A 16,925-nucleotide genomic window follows, 5' to 3' on the forward strand; every position below is an offset into this window, starting at 1 on the left:
GGGGCCGGTTGTGTGGACGTAAAGCGACAGCAGTCCACACAACCGGCCCCGGAGGCCCGTCACCGCACCCAACACAAACCCAGCCCGCCGCAGGCGCCACGGCGACCAAGCCCCGCGGGGGGAGAGACGGGTACGTACGCGGCGCCGCAAAGCGCGCCACGGCGACCAAGCCCCGCGGCGGGAAAGCCAGCTACGCGGGGCGCCGCAAAGCGCAATGGCGAGACGCCCCGCGGCGCCGCAGACAGCCACGTGCGCGGCGCCGCAAAGCGCAACGGCGCGCAACCCCCGCGGCGGGACGGCCAAGTACGTGGGAGGCACCCCAAAGCGCAGCGGACGGGTCAGGAATAGAAGAGCCGCTCCACGACGCTGCGCGCGCGGCGGGTGATGCGGCGGTAGTCGTCGATCATTTCGCCGCTGCGGCCGGAGGCCTCGTTGCCGCGGCCGTTATCGGTGGGGCGGCGGCTGAGGCCGTCCTCGTAGCCGAGGTAGCGGCCGACCGCGGCCAGTTCCCGGCCGTCGACCGGGAACGTGTCGCCGGGACGGCCGCGGACGAGCATCACCGCGTTGCGGACCCGGGCCGCCAGGACCCACGCCTCGTCCAGTATCTGGGCGTCCTCCGTGGCGATCAGCCCGGCCGCGTGGGCGGCGGACAGGGCCTCGCGGGTGCGGGTGGTGCGCAGGCCGGGGACCTCCCAGCCGTGCTGCATCTGGAGCAGCTGGACCGTCCACTCGACGTCGCTCAGGCCGCCGCGGCCCAGCTTGGCGTGGGTGGTGGGGTCCGCGCCGCGGGGCAGCCGTTCGGACTCCATCCGGGCCTTGAGCTTGCGGATCTCGCGTACCGCCTCGTCGCCCAGGCCCTCGGCCGGGTAGCGCAGCGGGTCGATCAGCTCGATGAAGCGCTGCCCGAGGTCGAGGTCGCCGGCGACCGGTTCGGCGCGCAGCAGGGCCTGTGCCTCCCAGACCAGGGACCAGCGCCGGTAGTAGGCCGCGTAGGAGGCGAGGGTGCGCACCAGCGGACCGGTCCGGCCCTCCGGGCGGAGGTCGGCGTCGATGAGCAACGGCGGGTCGGAGGAGGGGAGTTGGAGCAGCCGGCGCATTTCGTTGGCGACCGCGTGGGCGGCCTTGGCGGCTTCCTGTTCGTCGGCTCCCTCGCGGGGTTCGTGGACGAAGAGGACGTCGGCGTCCGAGCCGTAGCTCAGCTCGTGGCCGCCGAAGCGGCCCATGCCGATCACCGCGAAGCGGGTGGGCAGGGTGTCGCCCCACTGGGCGCGGACCGCGGCGCGCAGCGCACCGGCGAGGGTGGCGGCGTTGAGGTCGGAGAGGGCGGAGCCGACCGCGTCGACGGAGTGGCCGTGGTCGGTGTCGGCGGGGCTGAATTCCGTGCCGTACGCGCCGATCACGTCGGACGCGGCGGTGCGGAACATCTCCCGGCGGCGGACCCCGCGGGCCGCCGCGACCGCCGCCTCCGCACCGTCCGCGCGGCCGACCGCGGCCAGCACCTCCTGTTCCAGGGCGGCGCGGCTGCGGGGCTGGAGGCCGTCGGGGGCGCCGAGGAGGGCCACCGCCTCGGGGGCGCGGAGGAGCAGGTCGGGGGCGAGGCGGCCGGCGGAGAGCACCCGGGCGAGGTTCTCGGCGGCCGCGCCCTCGTCGCGCAGCAGCCGGAGGTACCAGGGGGTCTTGCCGAGCGCGTCGGAGACCTTGCGGAAGTTGAGCAGTCCGGCGTCGGGGTCGGCGGAGTCCGCGAACCAGGCGAGCAGCACCGGGAGCAGGGTCCGCTGGATGGCGGCCTTACGGGTCACGCCGGAGGCCAGCGCCTCCAGGTGGCGCAGTGCGGCCACCGGGTCGGCGTAGCCGAGCGCTTCGAGGCGGTGACCGGCGGCCTTGGCCGACAGCCGGGCCTCGCCGGGCTCCAGGTGGGCGACGGCGTCGAGCAGGGGGCGGTAGAAGAGCTTCTCGTGCAGTCGGCGCACCTCCCTGGCGTGCCATCTCCATTCCCTGCGGAGGGTGTCGACCGGCTCGGTCCGCAGTCCCAACGAGCGTGCCAGGCGGCGCAGTTCGGCCTCGTCCTCGGGCATCAGGTGGGTGCGGCGGAGGCGGAACAGCTGGATGCGGTGTTCGAGGGTGCGCAGGAAGCGGTAGGCGGCGTCCAGGGCGGCGGCGTCCTGACGTCCCACGTAGCCGCCGGCCGCGAGGGCGGCCAGGGCGTCCAGGGTGGTGGCGCTGCGCAGGGTGGCGTCGCTGCGGCCGTGCACCAACTGGAGGAGCTGGACGGCGAATTCGACGTCGCGCAGGCCGCCGGGGCCGAGCTTGAGTTCGCGTTCGATCTGCGCCGCGGGGATGTTCTCGACGACCCGGCGGCGCATCTGGCGGACGTCGGAGACGAAGTTGTCCCGTTCGGCGACCTCCCACACCATCGGGGCGAGCGCGTCGACGTACTCCTGGCCGAGGCCGAGGTCGCCGGCCATCGGGCGGGCCTTGAGCAGGGCCTGGAACTCCCAGGTCTTGGCCCAGCGCTGGTAGTAGGCGAGGTGGCTGCTGAGGGTGCGGACCAGGGGGCCGTTGCGGCCTTCGGGGCGCAGGTTGGCGTCGACCGGCCAGATGGTGCCTTCGACGGTGTTGTCCGAGCACAGCTGCATCATGCGGGCGGCGATCCGGGTCGCGGCCTGCAGTGCCTTGGCCTCGTCGACGCCGTCCTTGGCCTCGGCGACGAAGATGACGTCGACGTCGGAGACGTAGTTCAGCTCCCGGCCGCCGCATTTGCCCATGCCGATGACGGCCAGCCGGCACACCGCGGCGTCGCCGGGCGCCTCTTCGTAGGAGATCTGCAGGGCGGCGCGGACGGTGGCGGTGGCCAGGTCGGCGAGTTCCGCCGCGGCCTCGGCGACGTCCGTGGTGCCGCACACGTCGCGGGCCGCGATGCCGAGGAGGGCCCGGCGGTAGGCGGCGCGCAGCGCGTCGGCGCGGGGCCGGCCCTCGCCCTGTTCGCCCCAGATGCCCTCGGCGAGGGCCTGCTCGAACTCGGGGGTGGTGGGGTGCAGGTCGGCCGACTCGTAGGTGACCAGTGACCGCCAGTCGCCGGGGTGGCGGGCGAGGTGGTCGGCGAGCGCCTCGGAGGCGCCCAGTACGCCGAGCAGCCGGTCGCGCAGCGGTTTCGCGGCGACGAGGGTGCTCAGCAGCGCCTGCTGCTCGTCCTCGGGCAGCGCCTCCACCAGCCGGACCAGACCCCGCAGGGCCAGGTCGGGGTCGGCGGTGCCGCCGAAGGCCTCCAGGAGGACCGAGTCGTCGCGGACGGCTGCGAGTTCGGGGGCGTCGAGCAGTTCCCCGGCCGCCGAGGGGTCGGTGAACCCGTGTCTCAGCAGCCGGCCGAACGTGCTGCTCCGCCGTCCCTGCGGAGCGGGTAGTGCCATGGTCCAGCCTCTCGGGGGCGCGGTGGCTCAGAGCACGGGCAGCATCTTGCGCAGCTCGAAGGCGGTGACCTCCGACCTGTACTCCTCCCACTCCTGCTTCTTGTTGCGGAGGAAGAAGTCGAAGACGTGCTCGCCGAGGGTTTCGGCGACGAGTTCGCTGCGCTCCATGAGTTCGATGGCCTCGCCGAGGTTCTGCGGCAGCGGCTCGATGCCCATCGCCCGGCGCTCGGAGTCGGTCAGTGCCCAGACGTCGTCGTCGGCGCCGGCCGGCAGTTCGTAGCCCTCCTCGATGCCCTTGAGGCCGGCGGCGAGCAGGACGGCGTAGGTGAGGTAGGGGTTGGCGCCGGAGTCGATCGAGCGGACCTCGACCCGGGTGGAGCCCATCTTGCCGGGCTTGTACATCGGGACGCGGATCAGCGCGGAGCGGTTGTTGTGGCCCCAGCAGATGTACGAGGGGGCCTCGCCGCCGGCGCCCGCGGTGCGGTTGGCGCCGCCCCAGATGCGCTTGTAGGAGTTCACCCACTGGTTGGTGACGGCGGAGATCTCGCCGGCGTGCTTGAGCAGGCCGGCGATGAAGGACCGGCCCACCTTGGAGAGTTGGTACTCCGAGCCGGATTCGTGGAAGGCGTTGCGGTCGCCCTCGAAGAGGGAGAGGTGGGTGTGCATGCCGGAGCCGGGGTACTCGGAGAACGGCTTGGGCATGAAGGTCGCCTGGACGCCCTGCTCCAGCGCGACCTGCTTCATGACCAGCCGGAAGGTCATGATGTTGTCGGCGGTGGAGAGCGCGTCGGCGTACCGCAGGTCGATCTCCTGCTGGCCGGGGGCGCCCTCGTGGTGGCTGAATTCCACCGAGATGCCCATCGACTCCAGCATGGTGATCGCCTGGCGGCGGAAGTCCATGCCGACGTTCTGCGGGGTGTGGTCGAAGTAGCCGGAGGAGTCGCCGGGGATCGGCCGGGAGCCGTCGACGGGCTTGTCCTTGAGCAGGAAGAACTCGATCTCGGGGTGGGTGTAGAAGGTGAAGCCGAGGTCGGAGGTCTTCGCCAGGATCCGCTTGAGGACGTACCGGGGGTCGGCGTACGAGGGAGAGCCGTCCGGCATCAGGATGTCGCAGAACATCCGGGCGGTGCCGGGGGCCTCGGCGCGCCAGGGGAGGATCTGGAAGGTGCCGGGGTCGGGCTTGGCGATCATGTCGGATTCGTACACCCGGGCGAAGCCTTCGATGGCCGACCCGTCGAAACCGATGCCCTCGTCGAAGGCCTGCTCCAGTTCGGCGGGCGCGACGGCCACCGACTTCAGGAAGCCGAGCACATCGGTGAACCACAGCCGGACGAAGCGGATGTCGCGCTCTTCCAGCGTCCGGAGCACAAACTCCTGCTGCTTGTCCATGGGTCACCAATCCTTGCAGGTCAATCGGCCTGTCCACGTACGTCGAACGACGCGCGTGGCAACCAGTATCACGTGAGGGGGTTACCGTCACATTACGCACCCTTGGCCTGAACCAGAACCGTCGACCCGTAACCCCCGCTCCGCTTCCTTCCCGCATCCTTTCCCGCAGCGAGCAAGCTCAGCGCAGCCGGCGGCGGCAATCGGGCCGCTTGGCCCACTCTTGAAGCCGCCCTGAGGGGCCGTTGACCAGCTGTTGAGCGGGGCGTTCCGGTCGGTTCCGGGTGGTGACCGGGCGGGGACGGCGGGTGCCGTACGGGGTTACCCGAGCGGGGCGGCGTCGCGGCCGGTGCCGGTGAGGTCCAGGACGGCGTGGACCACGGATTCCGGGACGTCGGCCATCACCAGGTGGCCCGCGGGGGCGGCGACCGCGAACCGCCCGCCGAGTTCCGCGGCCAGGGCCCGCTGGCGCTCCAGCCAGCGCAGCCGGCCGGCGGTCTCGCTGACGTCGTAGGCCGCCAGGACCGTCACCGGGACGGGTGGCAGCGGGCGGTCCCGGCGCAGCGCGGCGAGTTCGGCGGCCTGGTAGGGGTAGGTGGCGTTCTCCAGGACGCAGGCCCGGGCGACCCGGCTGGTGCGGTAGCCGGCCCGCTCCCAGGGGTGCGGCGGATGGCTGCCGACCGTCGAGGCGCGGCCCACCAGGCGGCGGGCGGCCGGGCCCAGGGCGCGCGGCAGACCGGCCGCGGACAGCGCCCCGGCCACCCCGCCCGCCCAGGCCGTCCGCACCGCCCGCGGCAGCAGGGGCCGTGGGTCCTCCTCGATGCTGCCGTCGACGAGGACGACCCCGGCGCAGCGCTCCGGGTGCAGCCGGGCGAACGCCTCGGCGTGGAACCCGGCGAGGGAGTGGCCGACGACGGTGGCCGGGCCGCGGTGGCCGAGCGCGTCGAGGAGCCGGGCGATCCGGTCCGCCTCGGCGGCCAGGGTGGGCGGCGCGGGCGCCCGGGCGCTGAGCCCGAGGCCGGGGCGGTCGAAGCGGACGACGGTGCGGTGGGGGGCGAGCAGCGCGGCGACCGCGTCCCAGTCGAACCACGCCATGCCGAGGCCGCCGCTGAGCACGCAGAGCGGACCGGAGCCCTCCGTCACGACGTGCAGCGGCACCCCGTCGACGCGCACGAACCGGCCGGGGGTGGGGAGGCGGTGGCTGCTCATCGGTGGGGGATCTCCTGTCCCGGTCACGGACATCCGGGTGCTCGGGCGGATCCGGCCGGCCGTACGGGGGTTCCCGGCCGCGCCGGACGTGCCCGGGGCCCGCCGGTGGGGCGGGAAGGCCAAGGATAGGCGGGCGACGCCCCGTTCGGCGGCGCTCCGGTGGAGGGTGATACCCCTCGGGGGTAGGGTGCGAACCGGCGGCCCCCTCCGGTGTCCGCCGTCCTCGTCGGGAGGTCCGCGATGCGTGCACAGGGCACGGCCGCCGCCGCGTGGTGCGGCCGGCTGCCGCGGTGCACGCGGACGGTGCGCGCGGGTCTGCTGCCCGGCTGGTGGCCGATATCTGCGCCGCCGCGCCCCATATTCCCCGGCCCCTCGTCGGTGCCGCGCGCCCGGTAGCGCGCCCCGCCGCCGAGGTCCCCGGGAGTCCGCGGCGGAACCTTCGTCAGCCGCCCCGCAGCCGACCCTGCTCACACCGACACCGTTTCGAGGTGCTCTCTTCCATGCGCGATTCGCAGCGCCCTGCCCTGCACGATGACCCGTCCGGTGCCCCGTCGGAACGCCCGACGGGCGGCCCCGCGGAAGGCCCGTCGGAAGGCCCGTCGGACGTTCGGCCCGAAGGCCGGTCCGAGGCGCCGGGTGACGCTCGGCCCGCCGGCCCGCGGACGCCCTCGCGGCGCGCCCTGCTCGGTGCGGGGGCCGCGGTCGCCGGCAGCGGGCTGCTGGCCGCCTGCGGCACGCCGGACACCGGCTCCGGCCCGGACGTCAAGGCCGGTCTGTACGGCTCCCACCCCTCCCGCCGCCCCCACCCGTCCCCCAGCGCGCACGGCTCCCACGGCTTGCACGGCTCGGCCGGCAGCCCGGCACCTCACGGCACCCACAAGGACCATGACGCGCATGGCTCCCACGGCTCCCACGGCGCGCACGGCTCCCACGATTCCCATGGCACGCACGGCTCCCACGGCGGCGGTGGCCCCGGTGGGAGGCCCCCGCGGGGCTATGTGACCCCCGACGGCCCCGAGGTGGCCGAGCGCGAACGCAAGCGCGGCACCGGCCCCGTCCGGCACTTCACCCTGACCGCCGCCGCGACCCGGCTCGAACTGGGCGGCGGCCGGACCGTCAGGACCTGGGCGTACGGCGACGAACTGCCGGGCAAGGAGATCCGGGTCACCGCGGGCGAGCGGATCGCGCTGACCCTCCACAACCACCTGCCGCAGTCCACCACCGTCCACTGGCACGGGCTGCACGTGCGCAACGACATGGACGGCGTCCCGGACCTCACCCAGCGGGCCATCCGGCCCGGCGGTTCCTCCGTCTACCGCTTCATGGTCAACGAGCCCGGTACGCACTGGCTGCATCCGCACGTCGGCGTGCAGTTGGACCGCGGACTGTACGCGCCGCTGATCGTCGAGGACCCCAGGGAGCCGCTCTCGTACGACCACGAGTGGGTCGTCCTGATCGACGACTGGATCGACGGGATCGACGGCCGCACCCCGGACGCCGTACTGGCCGGATTCCTCAAGCGCGCGGGCCGGCACGGCGGCATGGGCCACATGGGCGGTATGGGCGCGCATATGAACATGGACATGGGTGACGACGGGAAGGGCGGCGGCGGGACCGCCACCCAACACGGGCACGACGGGCACGGGCACGACGGGGACGGGCACGGGCACGGGCACGGCAAGGGCGGCCACGGGCACGGCGGCGGGCACAACCACGGGCACGGCTCGGCGCGGCGGCTGTTCGGCGGGCGCCGGCGGCTCTGGGGCGACCCGGGCTCGGTGGACCACCCGCTCCACCTCATCAACGGCCGTACCGCCCGGCATCCGCACACCTTCCGCGCCCGGCCCGGCGACCGGATCCGGATCCGGATCATCAACGCGGGCGGGGACACGTCCTACCGGGTCGCGCTCGGCGGCCACCGGATGACCGTCACCCACACCGACGGCTACCCCGTACGGCACGCCAAGACGGACGCGCTGCTGATCGGTGTGGGCGAGCGCTACGACGTCCTGGTCACCGCCAAGGACGGCGCCTTCCCGCTGACCGCGGTCGCCGAAGGCAAGCGGAACCGTTCCGCGCTGGCCGTGCTGCGGACCGGGCACGGGTCCGCGCCCGGCCCGTCCGACCGGCCCGCGGAGCTGCGCGGCAGGCTGATGACCGCGGACCAGCTCAAGGCGGCCGCCTCCGTACGGCTCTCGTCGCGCCGCCCCGACCGCGTCATCGACATGACCCTCACCGGCAACATGGCCCGGTACAACTGGGCGATCAACGGCCGGCCGTACTCCCCGTACCAGCGCTATCCCGTGCGGTCCGGTGAGCGGGTGCGGATGGTCTTCCGCAACCACACCCGGATGTGGCATCCGATGCATCTGCACGGCCACCACTTCGAACTGCCGCACGGCGGGCCCCGGAAGGACACCACGATCGTGCTGCCGGGGCGGCGGGTGGCGGTCGATTTCTCCGCCGACAACCCGGGGCTGTGGATGGTCCACTGCCACAACATCTACCACTCGGAGTCGGGGATGATGACGATCCTGGGCTACCGCTCGTAGAGGTCGGACGGGCGGCCGGCGCCCTCCCCCGGACGCCGGCCCGGGCCCGGACGCCGGCCCGGGCCCGGCCTTCCGCCTCTCCCCCCGCGTTGCCCTCTCCCCCCATTGCGTCAGAAAGACGATTACACTGGCGGGGTGCCTCAACTCCGCCTCGCCCTCAATCAGATCGATTCCTGCGTCGGGGACCTCGCGCAGAACGCCGAGACGATCGTGCGCTGGACCCGGCACTCCGCCGACCAGGGCGCCCATCTCGTCGCGTTCCCCGAGATGGCGCTCACCGGCTATCCCGTCGAGGACCTCGCGCTGCGCCCGTCGTTCGTCGAGGCGAGCCGGGCCGCGCTGCGGGCGCTGGCCGGCCGGCTGGCCGACGAGGGCCTGGGCGAACTCCCCGTCGTCGTCGGCTATCTCGACCGCTGCGAGCAGGACCGGCCGCGCTACGGACGCCCGGCCGGCGCACCGCAGAACGCCGCAGCGGTGCTGCACCGCGGCACGGTCGCGCTCTCCTTCGCCAAGCACCACCTGCCCAACTACGGCGTCTTCGACGAGTTCCGCTACTTCGTGCCCGGCGACACGCTGCCCGTCGTCCGGCTGCACGGCATCGACATCGCGCTGGCCATCTGCGAGGACCTGTGGCAGGACGGCGGCCGGGTGCCGGCGACCCGCAGTGCGGGGGCCGGGCTGCTGCTGTCCATCAACGCCTCCCCGTACGAGCGGGACAAGGACGACACCCGGCTGGAGCTGGTCGGCAAGCGGGCGCAGGAGGCCGGCTGCGCCACGGCCTACCTCGCCATGATCGGCGCCCAGGACGAGCTGGTCTTCGACGGCGACTCGATCGTGGTGGACAAGGACGGCGGGGTGATCGCGCGGGCGCCGCAGTTCGCGGAGGGCTGTGTGCTGGTCGACCTGGACCTGCCCGCAGCGGCGCCGGAGCCGCCGGCCGGTGTCCTGGACGACGGGCTGCGCGTGGACCACCTCGTGCTCTCCGCCGACCCGCTGCCGGCGTACCCACCGGAGAGCCCCGGCGGCCAGGCCGAACGCCTCGTCGACCTGGAGGAGATCTACACCGCGCTGGTCGTCGGCCTGCGCGCGTACGTGGCGAAGAACGGCTTCCGAAGCGTCGTGGTCGGTCTCTCCGGGGGCATCGACTCGGCCCTCGTCGCCACGATCGCCTGTGATGCGCTGGGCGCCGCGCAGGTGCACGCGGTGGCGATGCCGTCGCGCTACTCCTCCGAGCACTCGCTCACCGACGCGGCCGAACTCGCCCGCCGGACCGGCCTGGCGTTCCGTACGGTCCCCATCGGGCCGATGTTCGACGCCTACATGGACTCGCTCTCCCTGACCGGTCTCGCGGAGGAGAACCTCCAGTCCCGGCTGCGCGGTACGACCCTGATGGGGATCTCCAACCAGGAGGGCCATCTGGTCCTCGCCCCCGGCAACAAGTCCGAGCTGGCCTGCGGCTATTCGACGCTCTACGGGGACTCGGTGGGCGGCTACGGCCCCATCAAGGACGTCTACAAGTCCGTGGTCTACGAGCTGGCCCGCTGGCGCAACCAGGCCGCCGCGGACCGCGGCCGGACCCCGCCGATCCCGGAGCACACCCTCACCAAGCCGCCGAGCGCGGAGCTCCGCCCCGGCCAGGTCGACACCGACTCGCTGCCGGACTACGAGGTGCTGGACGGGATCCTGGAGCTCTACGTCGACCGGGACCGCGGCCACGCCGACATCGTCGCCCGGGGCTATGACGCCGCGCTGGTCACCCGGGTCCTGCGGATGGTCGACCACGCCGAGTACAAGCGCCGGCAGTACCCGCCGGGCCCCAAGATCTCCGCGAAGGGCTTCGGCAAGGACCGCCGGCTGCCGATCACCAACCACTGGCGCGAGGGCCGCTGAGGGGCCTGAGGGCCGCTGAGGGCCCTGGGGGCGGCTCCCCCGGGGGCGGCCCGACCGGTTGCGGGGCGCCGGCCGGTTACGACCCGCCGCCGGTCCGGGCGCCCGCTTCGGCCGGGGCCGGGGCGTCGTCGCTGCGGGCGACGATGCGCGAGGGGTCGCGCGGGGCCCGGTCCAGCAGGCCGGCGGTCACCGCGACGACCAGGCCGAGGGCGGCCAGCACGGCGCCGACCAGGGCCGGGGAGGTCCAGCCCCAGCCGGCCGAGAGGGCCAGCCCGCCGACCCAGGCGCCGCCCGCGTTGGCGAGGTTGAAGGCGGACTGGTTGGAGGCGGCGGCCAGGGTGGGGGCCTGGTGGGCCTTGTTCATGACCAGCATCTGCAGGGGCGTGGTGGTCAGGAAGCCGATCGCGCCGACGAGGACGACGGTGACCATGGCGGCCCACGCCACCGGGGCGGCGAAGTGCAGGGCCGCAAGGACCAGGGCCAGCCCCGCCAGGGAGCCGTAGAGGGTGGGGCGCAGCGCGCGGTCGGTGAGCGGGCCGGCGGCGAGCGCGCCGAGGGTCATGCCGATGCCGAAGAGGGCGAGCACGAGCGGGACCGAGCTCTCGGCGAGGCCGGTGACCCGGGTCATCATCGACGCCAGGTAGCTGTAGACGGCGAAGATGCCGGCGAAGCCGAAGACCGTGGTCAGCAGGCCGAGGAGCACCTGGCGGTTGCCGAGCGCGCGCAGTTCGCGGGCCAGGCCGGTGCGTTCCTCGGCGGGCAGCGGCGGGATCAGCCGGGCCAGCGAGGCCATGGCGAGCAGTCCGATGGCGGCCACGATGAGGAAGGTGGCGCGCCAGCCGAGCCGCTGGCCGAGGAGGGTGGCGGCGGGCACGCCGACGATGTTGGCGATGGTCAGGCCGAGGAACATGGTGGCGACGGCGCGGGCCTGGCGGCCTTCGCGGACCAGCCGGGCGGCGACCACCGCGCCGACGCCGAAGAAGGCGCCGTGCGGGAGGCCGGCCAGCAGCCGGCCGGCGATCAGCAGTCCGAAGTTCGGGGCCAGGGCGGACGCCAGGTTGCCGACCGTGAAGACCGCCATGAGCAGGACGAGCATCCGTTTGCGGGGGATGCGGGACCCGAGGGCGGTGAGCAGCGGGGCGCCGATGACGACGCCGAGGGCGTAGGCGGAGACGAGGTAGCCGGCGGTGGGCACCGAGGTGCCCAGGTCGTCCGCGACGTTGGGCAGCAGGCCCATCATCACGAATTCCGTGGTGCCGATACCGAAGGCCGAGATCGCGAGTGCGAGCAGAGCCAAGGGCATGGAAAACCTTTCGGGGACGCGTTCCGTACGTGCGGGCAGAGACGTGGCCGTGCGTCCTGCCGGGCCGGCAGGACGCACGGGACTTCTACGGTCTCTTAAGTTCTCTTACGGAACAAAGTCTCCCAGGCGCAGTATTCCGGCGGGGGAACGGGACGTTACGGGGCCGCGTCCGCCCGTCACACCTTGACCGAGGCGGCGACCGGGAGGTGGTCACTGCCGGTCGAGGGCATCACCCACGCCTTGACCGGGTCCATGCCCTTCATCATGATCTGGTCGATCCGGGCCATCGGGAAGCCGGCCGGCCAGCTGAAGCCGAAGCCGTCACCGGCGGCGCCCTGGGCGGAGCGCATCTGCGAGGTGACCGGGGCCAGCGAGCGGTCGTTCATGGTGCCGTTGAGGTCGCCGAGCAGCATGACCTTCTTGACCGGGTCGGCGGCGATCGCCTCGCCCAGCGCCTCGGCGCTGCCGTCGCGCTGGTTGGCGGTGAAGCCGGCCTCGACCTTGACCCGGACCGACGGCAGGTGGGCCACGTAGACGCCGAACTGCCGGCCGTCGGTGGCGGTGACGGTGGCGCGCAGCGCGCGGGTCCAGCCCATCTTGATGTCCACCGGCCGGGCGTCGCTCAGCGGCAGCTTGCTCCACAGGCCGACCGTGCCCTGCACGGTGTGGTACGGGTACGCCTTCGCCAGCCCCTTGCGGTACGTGGGCAGGGCGTCGCCGGTCAGCTCCTCCAGGGCGACGACGTCCGCGCCGGAGTGCACGATGTCCCGGGCGGTGGCCGCCGGGTCGGGGTTGTCGGCGTTGACGTTGTGGGTGACGACGGTGACGTTGCCGCCGGTGCCGGCCTTGTCCGTGAGCTGCCCGGCGAACAGGTTGACCCAGACGAAGGCCGGCAGGACCAGCGCGATCAGGGCGGTCGCGGAGCGGCGCAGGACCGCGGCGAGCAGCAGCAGCGGGATGCCCAGGCCGAGCCACGGCAGGAAGGTCTCCAGCAGGCTGCCCAGGTTTCCTACGTCGTTGGGCACCCGGGCGTGCAGCATCATCAGCAGCCCGAGCACCACCGCCAGCGCCGCCAGCACGATGCCGCGCCGCCACATCCCGTCGGGACGCCACCAGTTCCGCAGGCGTCCGGCCCGGGAACCGGCCCCTTCGGGACCCCGCCCCTGCTCCGGCTCCGTCATGTATGCCTGCGCCATTCCGCCGTCCTCACTGCCTTGCTCCGGTGCTGTCACCCGTGATCACCGACCCTAGGTGATGGCCGTAATGCGGTTTCTTAGATTCGCGCCGGGCCGTGCCGCGCGCTCTTCGGAGGGGAGGACGGCGGTGGTGTGGGCCGGGGTTCCGGTCATCGGGTCCGTGACCACGGCTGTGACAGAACGGGCATGGTCCGGTCATATGGCGCCGGGTGCCCGGGACGGGCGGGCCGGTGGGCACTCAGCCCGCCGCGGCCCGGGGACGGGGCCGTACGCCGTCGAGGACCGTGTCGACGATGTCCTCGGCCAGCCCCTCGGGGAGGTCCTTCCACCGGTGGAGGAAGGCCCGGGCCAGCATCGGGCCGACGAAGAGGTCGGCGAGGGTGTCGACGGGGCGGTCGGTGCGGATCTCGCCGGTGGCCATCCCCCGGCGGAGCACCGCGAGCAGCGCCTCGTTGCGGGCCCGGACGACCGAGCGGTGGTACTCCTCCCACAGCTGCGGGTGTGCCTGGACGTGGCTGACGACGGTGCGCAGCAGCGCGGAGTCCCGTTTGGCCAGGCCGCGGCGGCGGAGGAATTCCAGCAGGGACACCAGGTCGTCACGGACCGAGTCGCCGTCGAGCGGCGGGAGCGGGGCGTCCAGGGACCGCATGACGTCCAGCATCAGGGCGTCCTTGCCGGACCAGCGGCGGTAGACCGTGGCCTTGCCGACGCCGGCCTCGCGGGCGATGCCTTCCATGGACAGCTCGCCCATGGACGCCCCGTTCTCGATCAGGCGGAGCACCGCCTCGATGATCGCGGAGTCGGCCGCGGCGCTCCGCGGCCGGCCGCGGCGCTCCGCCGCCACCGGGTCCGGCTCCGCGCCGGTCACCGCCGCCTCGGGGTCCCGTGCCGCCCGGCTCATCGCGCTGCGCCCGCCTTCCGTTCGTCCTGCGGCTCCGCGGACTGCGGCGCCGGTCCCTTCCTGCCCGGCAGGAAGGCCAGCACGACCAGGGCGCCGACGGCCGAGACGGTGGCCGAACCGAGGGCGGTGACGTGCATGGCGTGGACGAAGGCGTCGTTCGCGGCGGTGACCAGCGGCCGGCCCGGGGCGCCCATCCGCTCCGCGAGGCCGAGGGTGGCCTCGATCGACTCACCGGCCGCGTGCCGGGCACCGTCCGACAGTCCGGGCACCGCGTCCAGGACGCCCTGGATGCGGTCCCGGTAGCTCGTGGACAGCAGCGAGCCCAGGACGGCGACGCCGAGGGTGCCGCCGACCTGCCGGAAGACGTTGTTGAGCGCGGAGCCGGAACCGGCCTTCTCGCGGGGCAGCGACTGCATGATCGAGACGGTGACCGGCGGCATGATGTGCGCCATGCCGGCGCCCTGCAGGAAGAACAGCGCCTCCATGACCCAGATCGGGCTGTCGCTGTCCAGCAGCAGCAGGCCCAGCATGGTGTCGGCCACCACGAACATGCTGAAGGTGCACACCGCGCGGGCGCCGTAGCGGTCCACGGCCAGCCGGGCCCGCGGCGCGAAGATCATCTGGGCGGCGGCCAGCGGCAGGAGCAGCAGGCCGGCCTGGAGCGGGGTGTAGCCGCGCACGCTCTGCACGTAGAAGACGATGAAGAACGTGACGCCCATCAGGGAGAAGAAGACCAGGGCGATGGCGGCGATCGCGGCGGAGAACGCGGGCTTGCGGAAGTAGTTGATGTCGATCGACGGATGGTCGCTGCGCTTCTGGTGCACGACGAACCCGGCGAGCACCACCAGGCCGCCCACGACCGTGCCGATCACCTGCGGTTCGGTGAAGTCGGCGAGCTGGCCGCCCTTGATGATCCCGTAGACCAGCAGGACCAGCCCGACGACGGAGAGCAGCACGCCGACCGGGTCCAGCCGGCCGGGGCTGGGGTCCCTGGAGTCGGGCACCAGGATCAGCATGGCGGTCAGCGCGATCAGCACGATGGGCACGTTGACCAGGAACACCGAACCCCACCAGAACTGGTTCAGCAGCAGCCCGCCGGCGATCGGGCCGATCGCGATGGCCAGGCCCACCCCGCCGGCCCAGATGCCGATCGCCTTGGGCTGCTCGTCGCGCTCGAAGACGTTCATCAGGACGGCGAGGGTGGCCGGCATGACGAAGGCGCCGCCCAGGCCCATGAGGGCGCGGAAGGCGATCAGCTGGGTCGGCGAGCCGGCGAACGCGGCGAGCACCGAGCCGGTGCCGAACACCGCCAGGCCGAAGAGCAGCGTCTTCTTGCGGCCGAGCCGGTCGCCGAGCAGACCGGCGGTGAACAGCAGCCCGGCGAAGACCAGCGTGTAGGCGTTGATCGCCCATTCCAGTTCGCTCTGGGTGGCGCCGAGGCCGTGCGGGGCCGGCGTGGCGATCGTCTTCATGGCGACGTTCAGGATGGAGTTGTCCAGCACCACGATCAGCAGGCTGAGCATGAGGGCGGACAGGATCGCCCAGCGGCGCCGGTGCACCCGGTCGGGGACCTGCCGGGCGGGCGGGCCGCCCGGTGCGGTCGGTGGGGTCGAGGAGGTGGCCATGCCGACACCCTACGCTTTTCGATACGAGTCCGTTCCGTAATCATGCACCGCGCCCGTATTTCCCGGCGGGGCGGCCGTACGTCCCACTCTCCCGCGGTTGTGGCGTGACGGCTTCCGCTGCGCCCTCCCTTTTCCTTTGCCGCGCGGTCGTGCCAGCATGGTGGGGAGTCCGGGGACACCGTCAGGGTGCCTCGAGATGACGAACAGGAGCCGTCACCATGACGCAGCCTTCGCCTGCCCAGAAGCCGGTGCCCAAGTCCCTGTACGGGGGTACGAGCTCGCGCCGGATCACCGTGCGTGACATCGCCGCCGCCAAGGAGCGCGGCGAGAAGTGGCCGATGCTCACCGCCTACGACGCGATGACCGCCTCCGTCTTCGACGAGGCCGGGATCCCGGTCCTGCTCGTCGGCGACTCGATGGGCAACTGTCACCTCGGTTACGAGTCCACCGTGCCCGTCACGATGGACGAGATCACGATCCTGTCCGCGGCGGTCGTCCGCGGCACCAAGCGGTCCCTCGTCGTCGCGGACCTGCCGTTCGGCTCGTACCAGGAAGGGCCGGTCCAGGCCCTGCGCAACGCCACCCGGCTGGTGAAGGAGGCCGGGGTCGGCGCGGTCAAGCTGGAGGGCGGTGAGCGCTCCGCGGAGCAGGTGGAGCTGCTGGTCTCCGCCGGCATCCCGGTGATGGCACACGTCGGGCTGACCCCGCAGTCGGTGCACGCCTTCGGCGGCTACCCGGTCCAGGGCCGCGGCGAGGAGGCCGCCCAGCAGCTGCTGCGGGACGCCAAGTCGGTACAGGACGCGGGGGCGTTCGCGGTGGTCCTGGAGGCGGTCCCCGCCGAACTGGCCGCCGAGGTCACCCGCTCGCTGCACATCCCGACCGTCGGCATCGGCGCGGGCCTGGAGTGCGACGCGCAGGTCCTGGTGTGGACCGACATGGCCGGAATGACCTCCGGCCGGGTACCGAAGTTCGTCAAGAAGTACCTCGACATGCGCGAACTGCTCGGCGGCGCGGCCAAGGCCTTCGCCGAGGAGGTCGTGGGGGGCACGTTTCCTGCGCCTGAGCACACGTTTCAGTAATCGCCCCACGTAGTCGGCCGTCCCGCCGCGGGGCTCGCTCGCCGTTGCGCTTTGCGGCGCCCACGCACGTACCTGGCTTTCCCGCCGCGGGTCGTCTCGCCGTTGCGTGCTTTGCGGCGCCCCGCACGTAGCCGTCTCTCCCGCCGCGGGGCTTGGTCGCCGGTGCGCTTTGGGGCGCCCACGCACGTACCTTGGCTTTCCCGCCGCGGGTCGTCTCGCCGTTGCGTGCTTTGCGGCGCCCCGCACGTAGCCGTCTCTCCCGCCGCGGGTGGTCTCGCCGTTGCGCCTGCGGCGGGCTGGGTGGGTGTCGGGTGCGGTGACGGGCCTCCGGGGCCGGTGTTTGGGACTGCTGACGCTTTACGTCCCAAACACCGGCC

At 73.0% G+C, this 16,925-nt stretch carries 10 protein-coding genes; 3 read left to right on the forward strand and 7 right to left on the reverse strand.

Going from position 1 to position 16,925, the window contains the following annotated elements:
• Positions 1–338: 338 nt before the first annotated feature.
• The 3 genes from AB0E02_RS38555 to AB0E02_RS38565 all read right to left on the reverse strand — a co-directional run bounded on the left by AB0E02_RS38555 (position 339) and on the right by AB0E02_RS38565 (position 6,002).
• Positions 339–3,407, reverse strand: coding sequence for a bifunctional [glutamine synthetase] adenylyltransferase/[glutamine synthetase]-adenylyl-L-tyrosine phosphorylase (locus AB0E02_RS38555; protein WP_362149223.1), 3,069 nt, complete (start codon positions 3,405–3,407; stop codon positions 339–341).
• Between the two features lie 27 nt (positions 3,408–3,434).
• The gene (gene glnA, locus AB0E02_RS38560; RefSeq protein WP_030416878.1) at positions 3,435–4,796 is read right to left on the reverse strand and encodes a type I glutamate--ammonia ligase; all 1,362 of its coding nucleotides are present in this window, start codon (positions 4,794–4,796) and stop codon (positions 3,435–3,437) included.
• A gap of 318 nt (positions 4,797–5,114) precedes the next feature.
• The gene (locus tag AB0E02_RS38565) at positions 5,115–6,002 is read right to left on the reverse strand and encodes an alpha/beta hydrolase (RefSeq protein ID WP_362149226.1); all 888 of its coding nucleotides are present in this window, start codon (positions 6,000–6,002) and stop codon (positions 5,115–5,117) included.
• A 500-nt stretch (positions 6,003–6,502) separates the two neighbouring features.
• On the opposite strand from AB0E02_RS38565, the gene AB0E02_RS38570 reads away from it, so the two are divergent.
• Together AB0E02_RS38570 and AB0E02_RS38575 are read left to right on the forward strand one after the other, a co-directional pair.
• Entirely contained in the window at positions 6,503–8,554 is a 2,052-nt protein-coding gene (locus AB0E02_RS38570; RefSeq protein WP_362149229.1) for a multicopper oxidase domain-containing protein, read from the forward strand.
• A 135-nt stretch (positions 8,555–8,689) separates the two neighbouring features.
• Positions 8,690–10,444 carry an NAD+ synthase gene (locus AB0E02_RS38575; RefSeq protein WP_362149232.1) on the forward strand — a complete coding sequence of 585 codons (1,755 nt, stop codon included), beginning with the start codon at positions 8,690–8,692 and terminating at the stop codon, positions 10,442–10,444.
• A gap of 76 nt (positions 10,445–10,520) precedes the next feature.
• On the opposite strand, the gene AB0E02_RS38580 is transcribed toward AB0E02_RS38575, so the two are convergent.
• The 4 genes from AB0E02_RS38580 to AB0E02_RS38595 all read right to left on the reverse strand — a co-directional run bounded on the left by AB0E02_RS38580 (position 10,521) and on the right by AB0E02_RS38595 (position 15,469).
• Complete coding sequence (locus AB0E02_RS38580; protein WP_362149234.1) at positions 10,521–11,747, reverse strand: MFS transporter; 1,227 nt, start codon at positions 11,745–11,747, stop codon at positions 10,521–10,523.
• A 176-nt stretch (positions 11,748–11,923) separates the two neighbouring features.
• On the reverse strand, positions 11,924–12,943 hold the full coding sequence (locus AB0E02_RS38585; RefSeq protein WP_362149237.1) for an endonuclease/exonuclease/phosphatase family protein: 1,020 nt from the start codon (positions 12,941–12,943) through the stop codon (positions 11,924–11,926).
• 238 nt (positions 12,944–13,181) lie between these two features.
• Complete coding sequence (locus AB0E02_RS38590) at positions 13,182–13,844, reverse strand: TetR/AcrR family transcriptional regulator (RefSeq protein WP_362149240.1); 663 nt, start codon at positions 13,842–13,844, stop codon at positions 13,182–13,184.
• Entirely contained in the window at positions 13,841–15,469 is a 1,629-nt protein-coding gene (locus AB0E02_RS38595) for an MFS transporter (RefSeq protein WP_362149244.1), read from the reverse strand. The genes AB0E02_RS38590 and AB0E02_RS38595 overlap by 4 nt, the downstream gene beginning before the upstream one ends.
• Before the next feature lie 218 nt (positions 15,470–15,687).
• Between AB0E02_RS38595 and panB the strand changes: the two genes are divergently transcribed.
• Complete coding sequence (gene panB, locus AB0E02_RS38600; protein WP_362149247.1) at positions 15,688–16,548, forward strand: 3-methyl-2-oxobutanoate hydroxymethyltransferase; 861 nt, start codon at positions 15,688–15,690, stop codon at positions 16,546–16,548.
• Positions 16,549–16,925: the final 377 nt, after the last annotated feature.

This window comes from Streptomyces sp. NPDC048196, assembly GCF_040652715.1.
GTDB lineage: Bacteria > Actinomycetota > Actinomycetes > Streptomycetales > Streptomycetaceae > Streptomyces > Streptomyces siderophoricus.